23 protein-coding genes are annotated in these 20,395 nt (G+C 30.1%); 8 read left to right on the top strand and 15 right to left on the bottom strand.

Annotated features, from left to right (window positions below; genetic code table 11):
• The first annotated feature begins 8 nt into the window (after positions 1-8).
• Positions 9-782 (top strand): fumarylacetoacetate hydrolase, encoded by a 774-nt coding sequence (locus ACTT9U_RS03970; protein WP_440931898.1) that lies wholly within the window; start codon positions 9-11, stop codon positions 780-782.
• Here the strand turns inward: ACTT9U_RS03970 and ACTT9U_RS03965 are convergent.
• The gene (locus ACTT9U_RS03965) at positions 779-2,083 is read right to left on the bottom strand and encodes an NAD(P)/FAD-dependent oxidoreductase (protein WP_440931897.1); all 1,305 of its coding nucleotides are present in this window, start codon (positions 2,081-2,083) and stop codon (positions 779-781) included. The genes ACTT9U_RS03970 and ACTT9U_RS03965 overlap by 4 nt on opposite strands.
• A 38-nt stretch (positions 2,084-2,121) precedes the next feature.
• Positions 2,122-3,906 (bottom strand): sulfoacetaldehyde acetyltransferase, encoded by a 1,785-nt coding sequence (gene xsc / locus ACTT9U_RS03960; protein ID WP_440931896.1) that lies wholly within the window; start codon positions 3,904-3,906, stop codon positions 2,122-2,124.
• A 115-nt stretch (positions 3,907-4,021) separates the two neighbouring features.
• On the opposite strand from xsc, the gene ACTT9U_RS03955 reads away from it, so the two are divergent.
• The 3 genes from ACTT9U_RS03955 to ACTT9U_RS03945 are packed head-to-tail and all read left to right on the top strand — an operon-like array spanning position 4,022 to position 6,570.
• Positions 4,022-4,306: a UxaA family hydrolase gene (locus tag ACTT9U_RS03955; protein ID WP_440931895.1), complete on the top strand. Its 285-nt coding sequence runs from the start codon at positions 4,022-4,024 to the stop codon at positions 4,304-4,306.
• A 4-nt stretch (positions 4,307-4,310) separates the two neighbouring features.
• A complete protein-coding gene (locus ACTT9U_RS03950) occupies positions 4,311-5,477 on the top strand; it encodes a UxaA family hydrolase (protein ID WP_440931894.1) in 1,167 nt (388 codons plus the stop codon).
• Positions 5,478-5,493: 16 nt separating this feature from the next.
• On the top strand, positions 5,494-6,570 hold the full coding sequence (locus tag ACTT9U_RS03945) for a YeiH family protein (RefSeq protein ID WP_440931893.1): 1,077 nt from the start codon (positions 5,494-5,496) through the stop codon (positions 6,568-6,570).
• On the opposite strand, the gene ACTT9U_RS03940 is transcribed toward ACTT9U_RS03945, so the two are convergent.
• From ACTT9U_RS03940 to ACTT9U_RS03890, 11 genes are all read right to left on the bottom strand, one after another.
• A complete protein-coding gene (locus tag ACTT9U_RS03940) occupies positions 6,560-7,645 on the bottom strand; it encodes a sulfite exporter TauE/SafE family protein (RefSeq protein ID WP_440931892.1) in 1,086 nt (361 codons plus the stop codon). The two genes, ACTT9U_RS03945 and ACTT9U_RS03940, sit on opposite strands and share 11 nt — an antisense overlap.
• Before the next feature lie 223 nt (positions 7,646-7,868).
• On the bottom strand, positions 7,869-8,222 hold the full coding sequence (locus ACTT9U_RS03935) for a hypothetical protein (protein ID WP_440931891.1): 354 nt from the start codon (positions 8,220-8,222) through the stop codon (positions 7,869-7,871).
• 23 nt (positions 8,223-8,245) lie between these two features.
• Positions 8,246-10,105 (bottom strand): adenylyl-sulfate reductase subunit alpha, encoded by a 1,860-nt coding sequence (gene aprA / locus ACTT9U_RS03930; protein WP_440931890.1) that lies wholly within the window; start codon positions 10,103-10,105, stop codon positions 8,246-8,248.
• Positions 10,105-10,575: an adenylyl-sulfate reductase subunit beta gene (gene aprB / locus ACTT9U_RS03925; protein ID WP_440931889.1), complete on the bottom strand. Its 471-nt coding sequence runs from the start codon at positions 10,573-10,575 to the stop codon at positions 10,105-10,107. The genes aprA and aprB overlap by 1 nt, the downstream gene beginning before the upstream one ends.
• 29 nt (positions 10,576-10,604) lie before the next feature.
• Positions 10,605-11,396, bottom strand: coding sequence for an adenylyl-sulfate reductase (locus ACTT9U_RS03920; RefSeq protein ID WP_440931888.1), 792 nt, complete (start codon positions 11,394-11,396; stop codon positions 10,605-10,607).
• Positions 11,397-11,490: 94 nt separating this feature from the next.
• Entirely contained in the window at positions 11,491-11,892 is a 402-nt protein-coding gene (locus tag ACTT9U_RS03915) for an HIT family protein (RefSeq protein ID WP_440931887.1), read from the bottom strand.
• Positions 11,892-12,659 carry an aminotransferase class IV gene (locus tag ACTT9U_RS03910; protein ID WP_440931886.1) on the bottom strand — a complete coding sequence of 256 codons (768 nt, stop codon included), beginning with the start codon at positions 12,657-12,659 and terminating at the stop codon, positions 11,892-11,894. Before ACTT9U_RS03910 ends, ACTT9U_RS03915 begins: the two co-directional genes overlap by 1 nt.
• Positions 12,622-13,179 (bottom strand): aminodeoxychorismate/anthranilate synthase component II, encoded by a 558-nt coding sequence (locus tag ACTT9U_RS03905; RefSeq protein WP_440931885.1) that lies wholly within the window; start codon positions 13,177-13,179, stop codon positions 12,622-12,624. The genes ACTT9U_RS03910 and ACTT9U_RS03905 overlap by 38 nt, the downstream gene beginning before the upstream one ends.
• Entirely contained in the window at positions 13,176-14,327 is a 1,152-nt protein-coding gene (locus tag ACTT9U_RS03900) for a chorismate-binding protein (protein WP_440931884.1), read from the bottom strand. Before ACTT9U_RS03900 ends, ACTT9U_RS03905 begins: the two co-directional genes overlap by 4 nt.
• Position 14,328: 1 nt before the next feature.
• Complete coding sequence (locus ACTT9U_RS03895) at positions 14,329-15,546, bottom strand: MFS transporter (RefSeq protein WP_440931883.1); 1,218 nt, start codon at positions 15,544-15,546, stop codon at positions 14,329-14,331.
• Positions 15,546-16,721, bottom strand: coding sequence for a trans-sulfuration enzyme family protein (locus ACTT9U_RS03890; protein ID WP_440909376.1), 1,176 nt, complete (start codon positions 16,719-16,721; stop codon positions 15,546-15,548). Before ACTT9U_RS03890 ends, ACTT9U_RS03895 begins: the two co-directional genes overlap by 1 nt.
• 168 nt (positions 16,722-16,889) lie before the next feature.
• Here ACTT9U_RS03890 and ACTT9U_RS03885 point away from each other — a divergent pair, with 168 nt between their 5' ends.
• Complete coding sequence (locus ACTT9U_RS03885; RefSeq protein ID WP_440931882.1) at positions 16,890-17,603, top strand: hypothetical protein; 714 nt, start codon at positions 16,890-16,892, stop codon at positions 17,601-17,603.
• Here the strand turns inward: ACTT9U_RS03885 and mnmA are convergent.
• Positions 17,593-18,708, bottom strand: a complete 1,116-nt coding sequence (gene mnmA / locus ACTT9U_RS03880) for a tRNA 2-thiouridine(34) synthase MnmA (RefSeq protein ID WP_440931881.1) — start codon at positions 18,706-18,708, stop codon at positions 17,593-17,595. The two genes, ACTT9U_RS03885 and mnmA, sit on opposite strands and share 11 nt — an antisense overlap.
• A 43-nt stretch (positions 18,709-18,751) precedes the next feature.
• Here mnmA and ACTT9U_RS03875 point away from each other — a divergent pair, with 43 nt between their 5' ends.
• From ACTT9U_RS03875 to ACTT9U_RS03865, 3 genes are read left to right on the top strand one after another with little or no spacing between them, the layout of a single operon-like run.
• A complete protein-coding gene (locus ACTT9U_RS03875; protein ID WP_440931880.1) occupies positions 18,752-18,922 on the top strand; it encodes a DUF3553 domain-containing protein in 171 nt (56 codons plus the stop codon).
• Positions 18,919-19,695: a 3'(2'),5'-bisphosphate nucleotidase CysQ family protein gene (locus ACTT9U_RS03870; protein WP_440931879.1), complete on the top strand. Its 777-nt coding sequence runs from the start codon at positions 18,919-18,921 to the stop codon at positions 19,693-19,695. The genes ACTT9U_RS03875 and ACTT9U_RS03870 overlap by 4 nt, the downstream gene beginning before the upstream one ends.
• Positions 19,688-19,831 (top strand): hypothetical protein, encoded by a 144-nt coding sequence (locus ACTT9U_RS03865; RefSeq protein WP_440931878.1) that lies wholly within the window; start codon positions 19,688-19,690, stop codon positions 19,829-19,831. Before ACTT9U_RS03870 ends, ACTT9U_RS03865 begins: the two co-directional genes overlap by 8 nt.
• Here ACTT9U_RS03865 and ACTT9U_RS03860 read toward each other — a convergent pair.
• A complete protein-coding gene (locus ACTT9U_RS03860; RefSeq protein ID WP_440931877.1) occupies positions 19,823-20,386 on the bottom strand; it encodes a regulatory protein RecX in 564 nt (187 codons plus the stop codon). The genes ACTT9U_RS03865 and ACTT9U_RS03860 overlap by 9 nt on opposite strands.
• Positions 20,387-20,395 lie beyond the last annotated feature (9 nt).

The raw sequence follows: 20,395 nt of genomic DNA, 5'->3' as shown, positions 1-20,395 counted from the left end.
AATTTCTCATGAAAACATTAATAGAAAAAACTTCAGATAAATTAGTAAATGCTTTTTTGAAAAATAAAATTATTTCTCCATTACCTTTAAAATTCACAAAAAAATTAAAAGATGCTGAAAAATTTAGAAAACTTTGTGAGAGTAAAATTAAAGATCCAATAGTTGGGTTTAAAGCTGCTGGTACTGGATTTCCATTAATGAAAAAGTTTAAAGAGAAAGAGCCATTTTATGCTTCAATTTTTAAAAGAAATTTTGATAAATCAGGAAAAAAGATTAAAATTAACAAATCTACTTTAGGTATTGAACTAGAAGTTTGCTACTTAATAAAAAAAGAATTTTTTAAATCTAAAAACAAAATTACAACAAAAAACATTTCGAAATATATTTCTCATATGGCGCCCTGTATTGAAGTAATTGGATATAGACAAAATAAAAAAGGCGTGAGTGGATTTGGTGATTTGTGTAGTGATTTTGGAGCTAATGTAAAATTTTTAATTGGAAAAAAACAGAAATATAAGAAAATAAATATAGGGAACTTAAAAACAAATATTCAAAACAAAAAAATAAATCAATCTATTAATGGAAATACAAATACAGTTTACATAAACCCAATAAACTCTCTAAGATTTGTTTTAAACAAATTAAGAAAAGATAAAATAAATTTAGAAAAAGATTTTTATGTATTTACAGGATCAACAGTTGGTGTTGTGCCAATTTTAGGTAAGGGTTTATACCAAGGTAAAATAGAAAAACTAGGTTCAGTAAAAGCAATTATAAATTAGACTTCAGTATTTGCTCTCAATCTTTCATATAATAATCTAGCTCTTACTCCTAGACTTAAAAAGGGTTCAGGTGGCAACCATGTTGGTTTATGTCTCAATTCAATAGTTTGAATTTCTTTTGTATTTTCTCCAATTGCTTTGAGTGCGATTTGTTCTCCAAACAATGTTCCAACTCCTATACCAGACCCATTATAACAACCACCAACAAATATATTGTTATCTATTTTTTCAAATATTTGAGAACTATTTCTTGTTCTAGAAACTATACCAGACCAAGAAGATTGAATAATATCATCGGGAAGTTGGGGAAATCTTTTTTTAATCCCAAGCTTTTGTTTTAAAGATCTTTGATTTAAAATTGACTGAGACATTCTCATTGGGTTATGTAGCTCTGCTGTGTTTCGGATTAAAATTCTTCTATCTTTTGTCATTCTAATTGTAGCTCCCATAGGTCTAACAGGAAGAACGCCCCACTCTTTTGGTTTTCCTATACTTTCATATTCATTATCAGTTAATGGTCTTGTCATACTTGCTGTAAGAGTAATTGGAAAATTATAGTTTTTTTTAATACCTAGTGATCTAAGAAAACCATTAGTCGCAAAAATTATTTTTTTTGTCTTCATTAAGCTATTTTGAAATCTACAATTTATAAAATCTTTTTCTTTAGACCATTCTAATAATGAAGAGTTTTCGTATAACTCAACATTTTTAGGTAATGTATCAACCATTGCTCTTACAAGTTTTCCAGGATGTAATAATATACCACCTTTGGTATGCAAACCTACATTGTAAAATTTTGTCCCTAATCTACTAGTTAATTCATCGTTGTTGAAGATACCATGTTCATATCCTAGTTTTTCTAGAGTATTTGAAAAATTATTTAATATTTTAATGTCTTCTTTTTTTGAAGAGGCAAAAAATTTTCCACACTCATTCCAATCACAATCAACTTGATATTCTTTAATGAAATTTTTAACAGCTTTAATTCCTAAATCATAAATATCTGCTTTTTTTTTATAGCTTTCTAACTCCTTATTTGATGTAAATCCGTCATTTAAAGTTGTATCAACTAAATAACCTGAGTTTCTTCCACTTGCTCCATCTCCTGCTAATTGGGCATCAACAATAATAATTTTTTCCTTTGGAAATAAGTCCCCTAATTTTCTTGCAGCCGATAAACCTGTGAAACCAGCTCCTATGATAAGCCAATTGCTTGATAAATTATTACTTAAAGATTTTATATTTTGTCTAGGATTAAGATCGTTAATCCAGCTACAACCATTATCGTTAGTCACTTCCATGAAGTGACTTTACGATAATTGATTAATTTTTGAAAGATTTAAGAATTTAACGAAGGTTGTTTCTTCATATCAGCTTTGTTGATACCAGCAACTTTGACTGGTTTCTTCATCGCATCTCTTCTAAATGGTTCACCTAACTCTTGGTTTAAGATTACTTCAATAAAAGTAGTTATTCCCTTTTTCTGATCTTCGCATGATTGTTTAATCGCGTTAGTAGTCTCTTCCATTGTTCTTACAGTTACACCTTTAAGACCACAAGCATCAGCTACTTTTGCATAACTTAATTCCGGATCAAGTTCAGTTCCAATAAAGTTATTATCATACCATAATGTAGTATTTCTTTTTTCAGCGCCCCATTGATAGTTTCTAAAAATAACCATAGTAATAGCTGGCCATTCTTCTCTAGCGCACGAACTCATTTCATTCATACTAATACCAAATGCACCATCTCCAGCAAAACCTATTACTGGTGTATCTGGACATCCAATTTTTGCTCCTAAAATTGATGGAAAGCCATAACCACATGGACCAAATAATCCTGGTGCTAAATATTTTCTTCCCTTTTCAAAAGTTGGATATGCATTACCGATTGCACAGTTATTTCCAATATCACTTGAAATAATAACATCATCAGGCATACCTGCTTGAATAGCTCTCCAAGCTTGTCTTGGTGACATTCTATCAGCATCTCTTTCTCTTGCATCTTTGTTCCAAACTGTACCTTCATCATCTTCTTCATGATCTAAACTTGATAGTTTTTGTAACCATGCAGATTTTGTTTGATGAATTAAATCTTTTCTTGTTTGTCTATCAGTGTCACCAGCGCTTGACGAAAGTTTAGCTAAAATTTGTTCTGCAACTAATTTTGCATCACCACTAATACCAACAGTTACTTTTTTTGTTAAACCAATTCTATCTGGATTGATATCTACTTGAATGATATTTGCATTCTTCGGCCAATAATCAATTCCATAACCCGGTAAAGTTGAAAAAGGATTTAGTCTTGTACCTAAAGCTAATACAACATCAGCTTTTGAAATTAATTCCATAGCAGCTTTAGAACCATTATATCCTAAAGGACCAACTGCTAATGGATGGCTTCCTGGAAAACTATCATTATGTTGATAACCAGAACAAACAGGCGCATCTAATTTTTCAGCTAAATTTTTAGTAGCTTCGATTGCTCCTCCAATTACAACGCCAGCACCAGAAAGTATAACTGGGAACTTTGCATTTGATAATAAGTTAGCAGCTTTATCTATGGCTTCAGACCCACCACCTTGTCTTTCTAATCTCACAATTGGTGGAAGATCAATATCAATAACTTGTGTCCAATAATCTCTTGGAACATTTATTTGTGCAGGAGCAGATCCTCTAATAGCTTTTTCAATTACTCTGTTTAAAACTTCTGCCATTCTAGAAGGGTCTCTTACTTCCTCTTGATAACAAACCATATCTTTGAATAAATTCATTTGTTCAACTTCTTGGAAACCACCTTGACCCATAGTTTTGTTAGCAGCTTGAGGTGTAACTAATAAAAGAGGTGTGTGATTCCAGTATGCAGTTTTTATCGGGGTTACTAAGCCGGTAATTCCCGGACCATTTTGCGCAATGACCATTGACATTTTTCCTGTAGCTCTTGTGTAACCATCTGCAATTAATCCGCCATTAGTTTCATGAGCAACGTCCCAAAATGTTATGCCTGCATCAGGAAATATATCTGAAATTGGCATGAACGCTGATCCAATAATACCAAAAGCATGCTCAATGCCATGCATTTGTAAAACTTTTACAAAAGCTTCTTCAGTTGTCATTTTAGTCATAATTTAGTGTAACCTCTCTATATATTTAGTCTCTATTTTAAAAACTGTTTGTTAATTTCAGCGATTAATATATAAGATTTTCTAAAATTCAAACAAACAATTCGACACAACATATATGGCCACAGACATCATAATTCACGACGAAAAAGACAACGTAGGAGTAGTTGTTATTGAAAAAATAACTCCAAAACAAGATTGTTCTTGCTGGATAATGGAAAATGACAGTACAGTAAATATACAATCAGTAGACGAAATACCCTTAGGGCACAAAATTGCAATGAATGATCTAAATGAAGGTGACACGATACTTAAATACGGTCATGATATTGGTAAAGTCGTTAAATCAATCAAAAAAGGTGAGCACGTGCATGTTCACAATGTAAAAACAAAGAAGTGGTAGAAATATGGAAATTCCAAAGAGTTTTTTAGGTTATAAAAGAGAGAACGGTAGAGCCGGAACAAGAAATCACGTTATAATTTTACCTGTAGATGATATTTCTAATGCATGTGCAGAAGCTGTAGCAAACAATATTAAAGGAACAATTGCATTACCCCACTCTTACGGAAGATTACAATTTGGCGCTGATTTAGAATTACATTTTAGGACAATGATAGGAACAGGAAGTAATCCAAATGTTGCTGCAGTTATTGTAATTGGTATTGAACCTAAATGGACAAAAAAAATTGTTGATGGAATTGCAAAAACTGGAAAACCAGTTGAGGGATTTCATATTGAAAGAACTGGTGACATTGGAACTGTAATGAAAGCCTCAAAAAAAGCTCAAGAGTTTGTTATGTGGGCTTCTGAAAAACAAAGAGAAGAATGTCCTATAAGCGATTTATGGATTTCGGTTAAATGTGGTGAGTCTGATACTACATCTGGGTTAGCAGCAAATCCTACGGTTGGTAATTTAATGGATAAGCTAGAGCCTTTAGGAGTTCATTTATGTTTTGGTGAAACTTCTGAGCTAACTGGGGCAGAAAAAGTTTGTGCAACTAGAGGTGCAACAAAAGAGGCTTCAGATAAGTTTATGAAAACTTGGAGTGCATACAACGATTTCATTTTAAAAGAGGCAACAGATGATCTTTCTGAAAGTCAACCTACTGCTGGAAACATCGCCGGTGGTTTAACTACAATTGAGGAAAAAGCTTTTGGGAATTTCCAAAAAATCGGTTCAAGAAAATTTGTTGATGTTTTAGAACCAGCAGAAGAACCAAAAAAAGGTAAAGGCTTATATTTTATGGATACATCTTCAGCCGCAGCAGAATGTGTAACACTTCAAGCTGCAGCAGGATTTAACATTCATTTATTTCCAACTGGACAAGGTAACATTGTAGGTAATCCAATCGAACCTGTTGTAAAATTAACAGCTAATCCATTGACTGTAAAAAGTATGGGTGAACATATTGATTGTGACGTTTCAAAAATCCTATCAAGGGAAATGAATATGTCAGAAGCAGGAGATAAATTAATAGAAACAACTCTTAGAGTTGCAAATGGAAGATTAACTTGTGCTGAAGCTTTAGGTCATAGGGAATTTGTTATGACAAAGCTTTATAGAAGTGCGTAGTTATCAATAAAATATAATGTCTGTAAAAAAAAAGTTGGTAGTAATACCAGGTATTATACTTGCTTTTATTTTGTACTCTCTTTCTCAGGGAATAAATAATGTAATTGGTATTGAGTTATTAGGTTATGAAAAAAGCCCAATATCTACAGCTATGTTTGCTATCATTATTGGAATGATACTCGGAAACATTTTCAAAATCAGAAAAATGTTTTTGATAGGTCTCGACTTTACTCAGAAAAATATTTTAAAACTTGGAATTATCTGTTTAGGAATACAATTGAAACCTTTTGAATTCTTAAAATTTGGAACAATAGCGATACCATTAATAATCATATGCATTATAAGTGTTTTAGCAGTGATCAAACTAGTTATTAAAAAATTAAAGATACCGACTAGGATGGCTTACTTAATTTCTATTGGTTCTACAGTGTGTGGTACAACTGCAATAATGGCAACAGCTCCTGTAATTAAGGCAAATAAAAGTGAGGTTTCATATGCTATTGCTAACATGACTTTGTTTGGGATATTTTCAATGCTTGTATATCCTTATTTTGCAAACTTTTACTTTGATGCTCAGCCTTTATTAGTAGGTCTGTTTCTAGGTACTTCAATCCATGAAACATCTCAAGTAGCAGCAGCAGGGCTGATTTACGAACAACAATTTAACAGTCCAGAGACGTTGAATATAGCAACTGTTACCAAATTAATAAGAAATACATTTTTAGTAATTATGATACCTCTATTTGCGTTCCTATATAACAGAGGAAATGTTGTTAAGAAAAATTATTCATTAGTAAGTATTTTCCCATACTTTGTTTTAGGATTTATAGGAATGATAATAGTTAGAAATTTAGGTGATTATTATTTTATAGAAAGCAATAATAAAGTTTGGACTGATACTATTTCATTAATAAAAGCCTTCTCAAAAGTATTTCTTACAATGGCAATGGCCGCAATTGGATTATCTACAAATTTTAGGGATATAAAATCAATGGGCTATAAACCTTTTGTAGTAGGTTTAATTGGTATGACAACTGTTGGTATTGTAAGTATTTTTTGTATAGAAATATTTACAGAAATATTTACTTATTAGCAGGAACAGCTAATTTTTTTCTTAGGTTGGAAAAAAATCTTCTAATAAATGCTGCTGCTACACCTAAAAATATAGCAAACATAATTGTGAACAAACTATAAAACAATGGCATCTCTTGTGAAAATTTTTGAATAAAAACTGAAAAGAAATTTAAATCATTATCTAAAACTTTTACAATTTCTGTTTCAACCTTCTCAGTAAAAAAAGTATCATAAGCCATTGCTATACCAACTAATAATAATAAAATTGCCAATAAAGCTCTTAATCCACTACTATTAATTTTTTCTCCAAGTTTTTGACCTACTTGAACACCAATAATTGAACCTGTAACTAGCATAAGAACTAAAAGTAAATCGATTGAACCATAGTTGAAAGCATGTAAGAAAGTAACAATTACGCTTACAAAAATTGTTACAAATAAAGAGGTTCCAGGGACTAATTTTGTTGGCATACCAATAATATAAATCATTGCTGGAACTAAAATAAATGCACCTCCAATGCCCATAATTGCTGCAATAAATCCTACAAACAAACCAATTATGATTGGCGTAAAAGCACTTTCGTATAATTTTGATTTTGGAAACCTTAATCTAAATGGAAGACCGTGTATCCAATAGTGAACATGTAATTTTTTTTTAACTACAACATTTCTTCTCTGTTTATCAATTTCACCTAAGCTCTCTACTAGCATTAAAGAACCAATTATTGCTAAAATGTACATATAAGCTAGAGCAATGACTACATCAATTTTTCCCATATCTTGAAAGTATGAAAAAGTATAAATTCCTAGCAAGGTACCAATAGCTCCGCCAGCAACTATCATTAAACCCATCTTATAATCTAATGTATTTTTTAAATAATGTGTTGTTGAGCCTGACACAGAAGTGGCTAAAATATTATTTGCTTCATTTGCAACTGCATAGGCTGGAGGTACACCTAAAAAAATTAAAAAAGGTGTCATTAAAAAACCGCCACCAACTCCGAACAAACCGGATAGAACACCTACAATTGCACTGAGAAGAAGTATTTCAAAAGCATTAATATTAACTTCCGCTATTGGTAAATAAACTTCCATAGATGTTAATTATTTAATATTTTACTTAATTAAAAGCAAGGAAAGTTCCAACTAAAATAACACTCCAATAAGCAGTTAAACTAATAACTATTCCAAGTTTTACTATGCTCAGTTTTAAAAGCTTAATTTTATTTGATATTTTTAAGTAAAGGAAATTCATTTCTCGCTCAATAACATTAGCAAGGAATTTGTCAATTTATTTTTTTGATAGACTAAATATTTCTTAATATATGGTAGCGCCAAAGATTTTAACTTCATCATCCTCAACGCCTAAAACTAATCTTCCTAAAAACTCACCCGGAAGCTCTTTATTAGTTTGTTTTATCAGTACTGTAATATGATCCCCTCTTCTAAGAGTTCCAAAAGGATCGTAAGTCTCATGAAGGTTGGTTATTACCTTATTATTAGCCCATTGCTTTCCAAGTTCTACCTCATTTGCTCCAAACAGCATTTGAGTAGAAAAATCTCTTGTAAAACCACCATAATCTTTGAGATTTGAAGATTTTACTAGATTTTCCCAAAAAGGCTTTGCAATAATGAAGACTTCTTCATCAGATTTATTGAGTAAATCCTTCAACTTATTTCCTTTAATTTATTTATTTAAGAAGCTTTCTTTTCCTCTTTTTCATCTACAATGTGATAAACAGGTACTTTTTCCATTGTAAACTTCCCAGTTTTTGGATCTCTTCTTGAAACTGTTAAGCAATGCCAGTTTTCATCATCTAGTTTCATGTGATCACCTCTGTAATAGTAACCTGGCCAACGAGTTTCTTCTCTAAATAAAGTGTGTTCTGTTACACACTGAGAAGTTAAAGCTCTATGCTTAAGCTCCCATGCTCTCATTAACTGGTGATAATCTTCGGCACCCACATTTTCTAGATCTTCTTGAAGCCAATCTAGTAATTCAAGGCCTCTTTTTAGCATATTTCCATTAGTCATGTAATTAGAAGTAATTCCTCCAACATATTCATCCATGATCTTCTGTAGTCTTTGTAAACCTTGAATTGGAGAAATATAACTTGGAGAAACAGTTCCTCCTGTAATTTCATTTCTACCAATTGTGTAATTATCTAATGGTTTATAAACAGCTGTTTTAAAATCTTCACATTGTTTGTCAGAAACCTTGATACCATCAGCTTTCTTATCTTCAATGTATTTTACTGCTGCTTTTGCTGCTAATCTTCCTTCAGTAAATGATCCTGATGAGAATTTATGTGCACTTCCTCCAACAGTATCACCTGCTCCAAATAAACCATCAATAGTTAACATTCTGTTATATCCCCAGAAATATTCAGGTGGCGATAAATCTTCAGGTCCACTTACCCATGCTCCAGAACATGTTGCATGTGATCCCATTACATATGGTTCAGATGTTGTTAATTCTGGATTAGTATATTTTGGATCAATATTTTGTGAAGCCCATACAACCGCTTGACCAACTGTCATCCCTAAGAAGTTTTCCCATCCAACAGTTTCTAAATGTGGGTCTTGGAAAGCTTCTTTTGTTACCATGTGGATTGGTCCACCACCAGCTGCAACTTCTTGAATGAATGCATGATTTCTCAAACAAGTAGGTGTTGGGTGATGATCAATATACTCTCCAACTAATTCTTTAGTTTGATCATACCACTTCTTCTCATAATTTTCACCATTTGCATTTTGTGTATATGTTTTTAGATGTAAGAAATAAGCACCAACTGGACCATAACCATCTTTAAATCTACATAGAACAATTCTATTTTCCATTTGAGTCATTTTTGCACCAGCTGCGATTGGTAATGCATACGCAGAACCGTTACTCCAAGGTGCATACCAAGTTCTACCCATTCCTTCACCAACAGCTCTTGGTTTAAAGATATGTGAAGCACCACCTGCTGCAACAATCACAGCTTTAGCTCTGAATACATGAAAATCACCTGTTCTCATGTTAAAGCCAACTGCTCCACCAATTCTATTTTCCTGTGACTCGTCCATTAATAGATGAGTGATCATTATTCTGTTATATATTTTATCTGCAGACTTTTTTGCAGCTTCAGCTACAATTGGTTTGTAACTTTCACCGTGGATCATTATCTGCCATTTACCTTCTCTTAAGTATCTACCTGTCTTTTCATTCTTCATCATAGGTAAACCCCATTCGTCAAACATGTGAACTGTTGAGTCTACGTGACGAGCCATGTCATAACCTAAATCTTCTCTAACCATTCCCATTAAATCATTTCTTGCGTATCTAACATGATCTTCAGGTTGGTTTTCACCCCATTGCATTCCCATATAGCAATTTATTGCGTAAAGACCTTGGGCAACAGCTCCACTTCTATCAATGTTTGCTTTTTCAACGCAAACAATTTTCATATCTCTTCCCCAGTGTCTTGCTTCAAAAGTTGCACCTGTTCCGGCCATACCACCACCGACAACTAAAATATCACATTCTTCGTAATGAGTTTTATGTTTAGCCATTAGTAATAAACTCCTTTTTTAAAAGACTCTTTTGGAACTGCAGGTAGCTCTCCACCAGTATTTAATCCTTCAGGTTCTCTATAAAGTCTTTGTGAATTTATTTCTCCTTGATTTGGTTTGTCACCATCAGCAAGTTTTGGAATAAACTTACCCCAAGGTTTTGTTGTAATTGGAGATACAAAGTTTTTTTCTGTACCATTTCTAAATTTTATTTTCCAAGAGATAGTGCCTTTTTCTTCTTCTCTTCTTACCCTAACACTATGACCCATTGGAGCAAAATCAGCATAACCTCTTACATCAATTGCATGGTTAGGACATGCTTTAACACATGAATAACATTCCCAACAAAAGTTTGGTTCAATATTTTTTGCTCTTCTTATATTCTCATCGATATGCATGATATCTGATGGACATATATCTACGCAATGACCACAGCCATCACATCTAGTCATGTATACAAAAGTTGACATTTATTTTTTCTCCTTTTTTAATTTCATTGTTAATAATGTTTTGGTTCTTCTCTTTTAATTCCTAAACCAAATTGCTCAGGCGCATCAGCTGGTGGAGGTAGATTGTCTCTAGATCCATCTGCTTCAGCTAGATTTTTTTGAATAGCTGCTCCAGGTTTATAAAACATGTGGGCAAATTTAGACCAATAAACTCCACCGAATAACACAATGTTAGCAACTACAAATAATGCTAAAAATAAGTAGCTCAAACCCATTTGACTTGAATATTGAAAATATGACCATGCTAAACCAAATGTTGAACAAGCTAAAAGAGCTAATACAAATAGATCCGCTTTAATAATTCGATACCAAGGAAAAGCTTCCGCAGATACATCTACTCTTAAAAAAAACCAAAACCAAAATCCACCTAAGCAAGTAAGTATTGCTCCAACATGCCATAAAGTTGACCAAATAGTAGTCGAAGAACCTTCACCAGAGTAACCAAACACTAGCACAGCAGATGAAATCCAAAACAAGATCGTTCCGTACATACCTAATACATGTGCTAGTCGTCTTTTGCCCATTCCTAATTCTGATGTTGTACCGATATCTACAACTGTAGTTTTTGCAATAATTGCTGCTTTCTCTCCTGCACTTAATTCTTTCGTAGCAGATAATTTTGCTTTTTTTGCATTGTTTAAAAAATAAGTAACGTTTTTATGATGTATCATTTGAATTATAGTTCCAACAGCTATCAAAACTACCATTGCAATAATGAATGATTGCATAGCATAAGGTGAAACAACTTCAGCTAAATTTAAGAAAGGATTATTTTGTAACATAATTTATAAATTTTGAGTTAATTTTCACTTTTCTAGGATAGTTTAATAATTACTTCAATATGTAAGAATTGGTCAATTTGTCTTTATCAATAGCCTAATTTTCTCTTTTATAGTGCTGTTTTTTGGGAATAACCGATCTTACTCCTCCTTGGGGATTTTCAACATCTCCCTCTCTTCTTGGAATCAGATGGATATGGCAATGCATAATTGATTGACCAGAAATTTTTCCAGCATTAGATCCAATATTAAATGCTTTAACCGTTTTATCTTTAGTTAAAATTTCATTTTTAATTTTTATAATTAAATCGTTACAAGCCAACAGTTCCTCATCATTCATTTCAAAATAATCTTTCACATGTCTCTTTGGAATAATAAGGCAATGAAAATCTGAAACTGGAAAAGAGTCATAACTTGCATATGCAAATTCATTTTCTGCAGCAATACCACTCTCTTTTGCATTACAAAATAAGCAAGGATTATTTGGATCTCTAATCATTAATATTTTTTACATTGTTGAATTGCTTTTGAATACTTAGATGAAAATAATTTGTAATAATTCATACTTTTTCTTGACCAAGCATAATTCTTAATTTTTTTTACTGATGCAACGCCTTTTCCAGAGCCTATTAATAATATTTCATCGAATTCAGATAATGTATTAATTTTAATATCTGTGAAATGAAATTTTTTAAATTTATCTTTAAAAAATTTAAATGTTATTCCTTTATAATAATTATTTTTTGGAAAAAATATTTTTTCATTCTTTATAAAAACTAAATTTGAAGTTCCAGTTTCAAAAATCTTATTGTTTACACATAGACCTATATCATTTTTTGAATTATCTAATTTTGAAAGATGTTTTAAAATTTGTTTATATTTTAAATTTTTATATTCAGGTTTAACCCTTTTAAGATTTACTAGATTTAAGGTAAAATCTAATTTTGGTTTTATTCTTTTTCTTATCGATATAGATAATATCTTTTTGTTAATTGCTACTCTTAACAAATGATTATATTTGATTTTAGGATTTATTATTTTCTTTAAAATTTTTAAAATATTTAATTTTAGATCTGCTTTATAAACTTTAAAGACTTTTGTAGATTTTATTAAATTATTAATATGTTGATCAAAAAATAAAATTTTTTGTGGTTTGTCGAATAACCACATTGTTGTGAAAACACCATGGTCACCCCAAAGATCATTAAATTCAACTTCTTTATAATCTTTAAGCCGATAAGATTTTTTTAATAAGTAAGTTACCATTTATTGTTAAAAAAGATTCTGGATGAAATTGAAAACCATAGATTTTTTCTTTGTTATTTTCAATTGCCATCGCAACATTTGAATTAACACATCTCATTGTGATGTCAAAATTTTTTGCATTAAAAGGTTCTTTTAATTTTAATGAATGATACCTGCCTACTACAAAATTAGTATTTTTCATAAATAAAGAATTTCTAGATACAACTTTAATTTTTGATTGATAACCGTGATATATTTTATTTTGTTCAATAATTTTTCCACCTTCGCAATGAAGTATCTGCTGAAAACCCAAGCAAATTCCAATAATTTTCTTTTTATTTTTAAATCTTTTGTAAATTTTTGAAGTAGTTTTATAATCTTTTGGAGAACCTGGGCCTGGAGAAAATATAATAGTTGAAGCTTTGTTTAACTTATCTTCTCTAATTTCTGAGTAGTCATCACATTCTACTTTATCAAATAAAGAAAATTGATGAACAACGTTGAATGTAAAAGAATCTTTATGATCAATTATATAAATCATTTGAATAAATCTAATAGAGCTTTAGCTTTAATAAAGTTTTCATTAAATTCATTTTTAGCTTTGCTATCTACAACAACACCAGATGCAACTGAAATTTCTGATGTATTCTTATAATATAATAATGATCTAATTATTATATTAAATCTCATATCTCCATTAAACTTTATAAAACCAAAACTGCCTGTATAAATATTTCTATTCTCTCTCTCTTGATTGTTTAATAAATTTAAGGTGCTAATTTTTGGACAACCAATTACAGATCCTCCTGGCATCATTGATTTAATTATATCAATAATTCTTATATTCTTTTTTAATCTACCAGCAATTAAAGTTACGTAGTGAAATAGATCTTTATATTCTTCAATTTTTTTTTCTTTTTTGATTTTGACTGTTCCTGGCACACAAACTCTTGATAAATCATTTCTTTCCATATCAACAATCATGTTATGTTCTTTAGTTTCCTTAATATTTTTTCTAAAATATTTGAGAGCTTTTGATTTATTCAATTTTTTGTTCTTTTTAAGTGTTCCGGCTATAGGTTTTGTTGAAATAAAATCTCCTTTTCTGTCTATTAAGTTTTCAGGAGAACAACTTATTATAGAATAATCCTTATCTTTTATAAAAAAAGATTCAGGTGCTAGATTAGTTTTGCATAATTTAGAAAATAAATCTATTGGATCAATAATTGATTTATTTTTATACTTTGTGCAGATTTTAATTTGATATGTATCACCACTTTTAATTTTCTTCTTAAATTTTTCAAATATTTTCGTGTAATTATTTAATGATAAATTTATTTTGAATTTTGTATATGTTTTTTGTTTCTTTTCATTTGTATAATTAATATCTTTTAAATTTTGTACTTTTTCAGGTTTATAAAAAATTCCTTTAGGGAAATTGATGCTTTTTTGTTTTGGAAGTTTTATGCCAATTAAGTTGTTTAATATCTCATAACCAAAAAAACCTACAAATAAGTCTGTTTCTTTAATATTTGATTTCTTTTTTTTTATACTATTTAAAAAACCTTTAATATTTTTTTCGTTTAAAATAATTTTTTTTGAAAATTGAGTATATAATTGAAAACCTATATTGGTCTTATAAAGTATAAATGGTTCTTCTGATTTTATGAGATTTTCAAGTATTTTCAATTTATTCTGTTCTTAATCTTAAAACTGCTTGTTCTTTAATTGGTAAGTGAATTATTGCAGCAAAAACAGAGAGTGCAATTGCTAAATACCACGCATAATCATATGAACCATAAGTATCATAAAATAATCCACCTAAATAAGCACCAAAGAATGATCCAATTTGATGGCTTAAGAAAACTAATCCGTATAGTAAACCTAAGTATCTTGTGCCAAAAATGTGAGCAACAATTCCACTAGTGGCTGGGACAGTTGAAAGCCATAAAAATCCAAAGCTAGCTCCAAAAATAAACGCATTTAGGTTGCTAGGTGGTAAAAATATAAAGAAAATTATTGAAATTCCTCTGAGGAAGTAAATTGCACTTAGAATAATTTTTTTACTCATTTTTGTGGATAAGTATCCACTTAGTAATGAACCAAAAATATTAAATAAACCAATTAAAGATAAAATTGCTGCAGCTGTCCAATCTTCCAACCCTCTATCAATAACATATTTTGGAACATGAGTTCCAACTAAAGTTATATGAAAACCACAAACGAAAAATCCTGAAACTAATAAAATATAACTCTTAGTACCAAACGCTTCTTTTAAAGCTTCAGTAACTGTTTGATCATTTTTTTTCTCAGGTGACTCATTTAGAGATGGTGACCTTACAAAATAAGATACCAACAATCCAAAAATTAAAAAAAACATAAAAACACTCAAGGTGTATTCCCATCCATTAGCGTTTAAGGAATAGTTTGTATATAAAGGTGAAGCAAAATAACCTAAAGAACCAACAGCTGTTACAAAACTCATTGCAATAGTTCTATTTGATAAAGGAAAATGTTTTCCAACTATTGCCATTGGAATACTAATCGCTGTTCCACCTAAACCTATTCCAACCATCAATCCTAAATCTAATTGAAAGAACAAACCTGTATTAGGGCCATTGTATAAAAAATAAATTCCTAAAATATAAAATATAAAAGCTAAACTAATTGCTTTATGACCACCATATTTATCAGCAATCGCACCAAATATTGGCCCTGTCAAACCCCACATTAACATTTGAATTCCAACAGCCAAACCAGAATTTGTAATGGATATTCCAAGATCTCTTTTGAAATCCATAAAAAATAAACCAAAAGTCTGTCTAACTCCAAGTGAAATAAAAACTACAGCGCAAGCAGCTATTAAAGTTATTAAAGCAGTTTTTGATTGGAAAAATTTACTCTGCATTATCTTAAATGCTTGAGAGCTTGTTTTAAATCTGCAATCAAGTCATTAGGGTCTTCTAGGCCAATATGAAGTCTAACGAGGTGCTCATTACTGTCTAGTTTGAGATAATTTCGTTTTCCTTGTTCTCTTATATCTTGATGTAAGGCTAAACTCTCAAAGCCACCCCAACTATACCCATAACCAAAAAGTTTTAGTGAGTTTACAAATTTTACTACCGAGGATTTATTTTTGGCTTTAACTTTTAGTCCCATTAGACCAGATGCGCCTGAATAATATTTTTTCCACATTCTAAAGTTTACTGAGTCTTTTTTATACGGATACAACAATTTAATATTCTTAAATTTAGAGAGGAATTCTGAAACTTTTTTTGCATTCTCTCTATGTCTATCCAATCTTACGTCTAAAGTTCTAAGTCCTCTTGTGATTAAATAAGCATCATCAGGACTCATTCTCATACCAGTGATTTTGTCTGTTCGTTGGACTTGTTTAAACACTTTTTTATTAACAGCTAAGGAACCACCCATTACATCTGAGTGACCAGAATAATATTTAGTTGCAGAAACAATTGCCATATCAAAACCAAGCTTTATAGGTTTTAAAAAATATGGTGTTCCCCATGTGTTATCTATTGCTGTTAATATTTTATTTTTCTTTGCTATTGAAACAATTTTACCAAGATCTTGAAAATCAAAAGAATTACTTCCAGGATTTTCAACAAAAATTAGTTTTGTTTTTTTAGTTATATTTTTTTCTAAAGTTTTTAAATCACTTGGATTATAAAATGTTGCTTTGATATTAAATTCTTTAAGATAATCTTGAGTTAATAATCTTGTTGGACTGTAAACTGGATCAGCAACTAAAATTTCATCACCTGGTCTTGTCACACTAAAAATTGATAAAAAAACTGCTCCAAATCCTGTTGGAGTTAGGAATACGTGATAACTTTCCTCTAACTTAGATAGAATTTTTTGCAAAATATGCGTTGTGGATGTTCCTTGTCTTCCATAATCAAAATATCCACCTGTCGGATCTTTGGCAGCTTTAGATTGAGTTTTTCTAATATCTTGCATTGATTTGAATATAATAGTAGATGCTCTAACAATCGGTGGGTTCACTGACTGATTATGAAAATCTTTAGCTGTATGCTTTAAAAATGTCTTAAAAGTATTGCTCATAAAAAAATTGATAAGTTTGGATGACAATGCTATATCCCGCGAATAATTTCAATTAAATTATAAATAAAAGGAAAAAATGGGTTACCCAAAAAAACATAGAGGCCGTAGAAAAATGGGCTCAAAAAAAAGAAGAGCTAGAAAGAAAAATAAGAAAAAATAATCTTATAAATGTTTGAGATAAATAAAGTGAGATCCTTAAGTATTTGGATCTTCATCGTTCCTTTTGTAGCCGTTAATACCTGTTTGATATTAATTACACAATTTCATGGATTATTTCCAAATCAAGAAGATATAATTCATTGGACATTCCCCTATTTTGATGGCGGGACATCAATTAGTAGAACCGCGAGAGTTTTTCCAACATATCTCGTATTTAAACCAGCAATGTTTTTAACGTCTTTTCTTCTAATTAAATATTGGTTTTACAATAAGGATATTATTCTTCAGCTTAACAATGGTCACAAACATTTAAAAAAAATAGTCAATTTTGGAGTAGCTTCTGCAATTGCATTAACCTTACATTCAATATTTTTAGGTGTGAAATTTGATCATGATTTGTACAAGCTATTTAGAAGAGTGATCATGCTAATGTTTATTATTTTTGAGATAGTGGCTCAAGCTTATCTAGTTATCATACTTTACTCTTTTAAAGATAAATTGAAAAATTATATAAATCCAACGATTTTAAAATTAAAGATTGTTCTTGTTTCTATTTTAGTTGTTGTTGCTGTGATAAGTGTTCCTATCATTAGTTTACCAGGAAATGATTTTATGGGATTTAATTTAAAGTTTTTCAAACATGCACTTGAATGGGATTATTTTATTGGCGTAATTAGTTTTTATTTGCTTACTTTTTTAATGTGGAAGAAAGCTAGTTCTTAATCCAGCCTCCGCCTAAAATCTTATCTCCAAAATTATCTTTAGCATAAAATACACAGGCTTGACCTGGGGCAATACCATATTCATCTTCTAATAAATTTACTTTAGCTTTATCATAATTGATATCAACTTTTGCCTTAAGCAATTTTCCAGTTGATCTAACCTTTACAAATATTTCTTTTTCAAAATCTTTGGTGTCATTGGTTAATAAGTTTATTTCTTTTAGATGGATTTCTTTTTTAATTAAGTTTTCTTTTGTGCCAACTATAATTTCATTTTGATCAGCATCAATTTTTATTACATATAATGGATCTTTATCAGCAATTTTTATTCCCTTACGCTGACCTATTGTATAATTAATAATTCCATCATGAACACCAATCACCTCTCCTTTGAGATTCTTAATATTTCCTTTTTTAAATGAATTAGGTTTAAACTTTTGAATTACTGATGCATAATCTCCATTGGGTACAAAACAAATATCCTGACTATCTGGTTTGTCTGCTACATTTAAATCTAGATCTTTAGCAATTTTTCTTGTTTCATCTTTTAACAAACCACCGAGTGGAAATCTTAGGTAGTCAAGTTGTTCTCTTGTGGTGCTAAACAAAAAATAACTTTGATCTCTATTGCTATCTTTTCCTCTATACATATGGTTTACCCCATTATCTGTAATACTTTTTACATAATGACCTGTTATCAGCGCATCTGCGTTAAGTTTTTTAGCTTCTTCAAATAAGTCTGTAAATTTTACTGTTTGGTTACACTGAACACATGGTATTGGGGTTTCTCCATTAAGATAACTTTCTACAAAATTATCTATTACGCCCTCTTTAAATTTATTTTGATAGTATAAAATTCTATGCTCTATTTTTAATTTTTCAGCAACTCTCTTTGCATCCATTATATCTTGACCGGCACAGCATTGTTTAGATTGGGTAGTTTGTTGTGTGTCATTATATAATTTTAAAGTAATACCTATTACTTTATACCCTTCATTTTTCATCATTGCTGCAACTGTTGAAGAATCTACTCCTCCAGACATTGCAACAACCACAAGGGTATCCTCTGGTTTTTTATTAAAACCTAATGAGTTTAATTTAGTCATAATTTAATGTTATTTATTTACATATTGACTATAAGTAAATCAAATGATTTTAGATTATGAGCCAGGAGATAGGGTAATAAATCCCAATAAAAAAGACTGGGGTATAGGCCAAGTTCAATCAATTATTGATTTTAAAGTTACAATTAATTTTGAAAACGCAGGAAAAAAAGTAATCAATGCAAAAGAAATTAAAATAGAAAAATTTAAAAAGTGAATATTGAAGAATCAAAAAAAATTACAATGTCATTAATTGATACTTTTCATTATGCAGGTGAACTTGCATTATTGATTAGAGAAAAAGGACTTAAAAAAGAAATTAAATCTGACAACACACCTGTTACTAATGGTGATATTGAGGTAAATGAAGTTTTAACAAAAAGGATTAAAGAAACTACACCAAATATTCCTGTAGTATCTGAAGAAAATTCTGAAAATAAGGAAAACCAGAGTTTAAAAGATTTTTGGTTAATTGATCCAATTGATGGAACAAGAGATTATCTAAATAATAAAGATGAATTCACTTTAAATGCAAGTTTAATAATTAATAATAAACCACTAATTGGAATAATAAATGCTCCAGCAAAAAAACGAATGTTTTATGCTTATGCAAATTCACACTCTTATGAATTAATTGATAAAAAAGAAATCTCTTTAACTACAAAAATAAAATCAGATGATACGATCAGGGCTGTTAGTTATTCTAATGATCTAAAACCTGAAATATTAGATATTCATAATAAATTCAATGTATCTACCCATCAGAAAATGAAAAGTTCATTAAAATTTTGTGTAGTAGCGGCTGGTGAATTTGATTTATATGTAGCTGAGCCTAGAGCTTGTGAATGGGATATAGCAGCTGGTCATGCTTTAATAATTCATTCCGGTGGATCAATTACTGACTTTTCAAATAATGAAATTACATATGGTAAGAAAGATTTTAAAAATACTAGTATAATTGTTAAAAGTAAAAATATTAACAATGGATGATCAATTAAAAATAATTTTAAGAATAATTGTTTCTGTATCTATATTTGGATTGCTAGTTTTTGTCTTTGTAAGAAACTATATCAAAAGAAAAATTGATTTCTTAGTTGAAGAAGAAAAAAAGAAAAAATCAAAGTAAATTAATAATTTTTTTATATTCTTCTTTTGTCATATCCATAACTTTTTTTGATGTTTCAAAATCAAAACCATTTCTTGCTAATAAAGAAATGTCTTTTTTATAAAATAATGGTCTATTATCTTCTACCCTTGCTGGTCCAATTCTTTTTTTTTTACAAATTTTAATTGCAGAAAAAAAATCTTGGTCTGAATTTTCTTCATTAATTTGTTCGACTGTATTATTTATATAATCTTCATTAATACCTTTGCCCATCAAATAACTTCTAATTTTATTAATTGAACTACCTCTATTAATCATGCTTCTCGCCTTACTTTCTGAATAAAATTTATCATTAATAAATTTACTTTTTTCAAGATCTGACAAAACAATTTCAATTAATTTACTAACATCTTGTTTTTTAACTTCTTGAGAGGAAGCTTTTAGATATTTCTTTAAAAGATATGTTTTTAGTTGTTGTTTTGATGGTGCATATTTTTCAACATATGCAAATGCAAAATTACGCATCTCCTCTACAGTTACTTTAAGAGTTTTTTTTCTATTTCTTATAGGAATCATTGATAGATT

This window comes from Candidatus Pelagibacter sp. (assembly GCF_052049975.1).
Lineage (GTDB): Bacteria > Pseudomonadota > Alphaproteobacteria > Pelagibacterales > Pelagibacteraceae > Pelagibacter.
The sequence above is the reverse complement of the archived record's forward strand: the minus strand, read 5'-3'. Positions and strand labels throughout refer to the sequence as shown.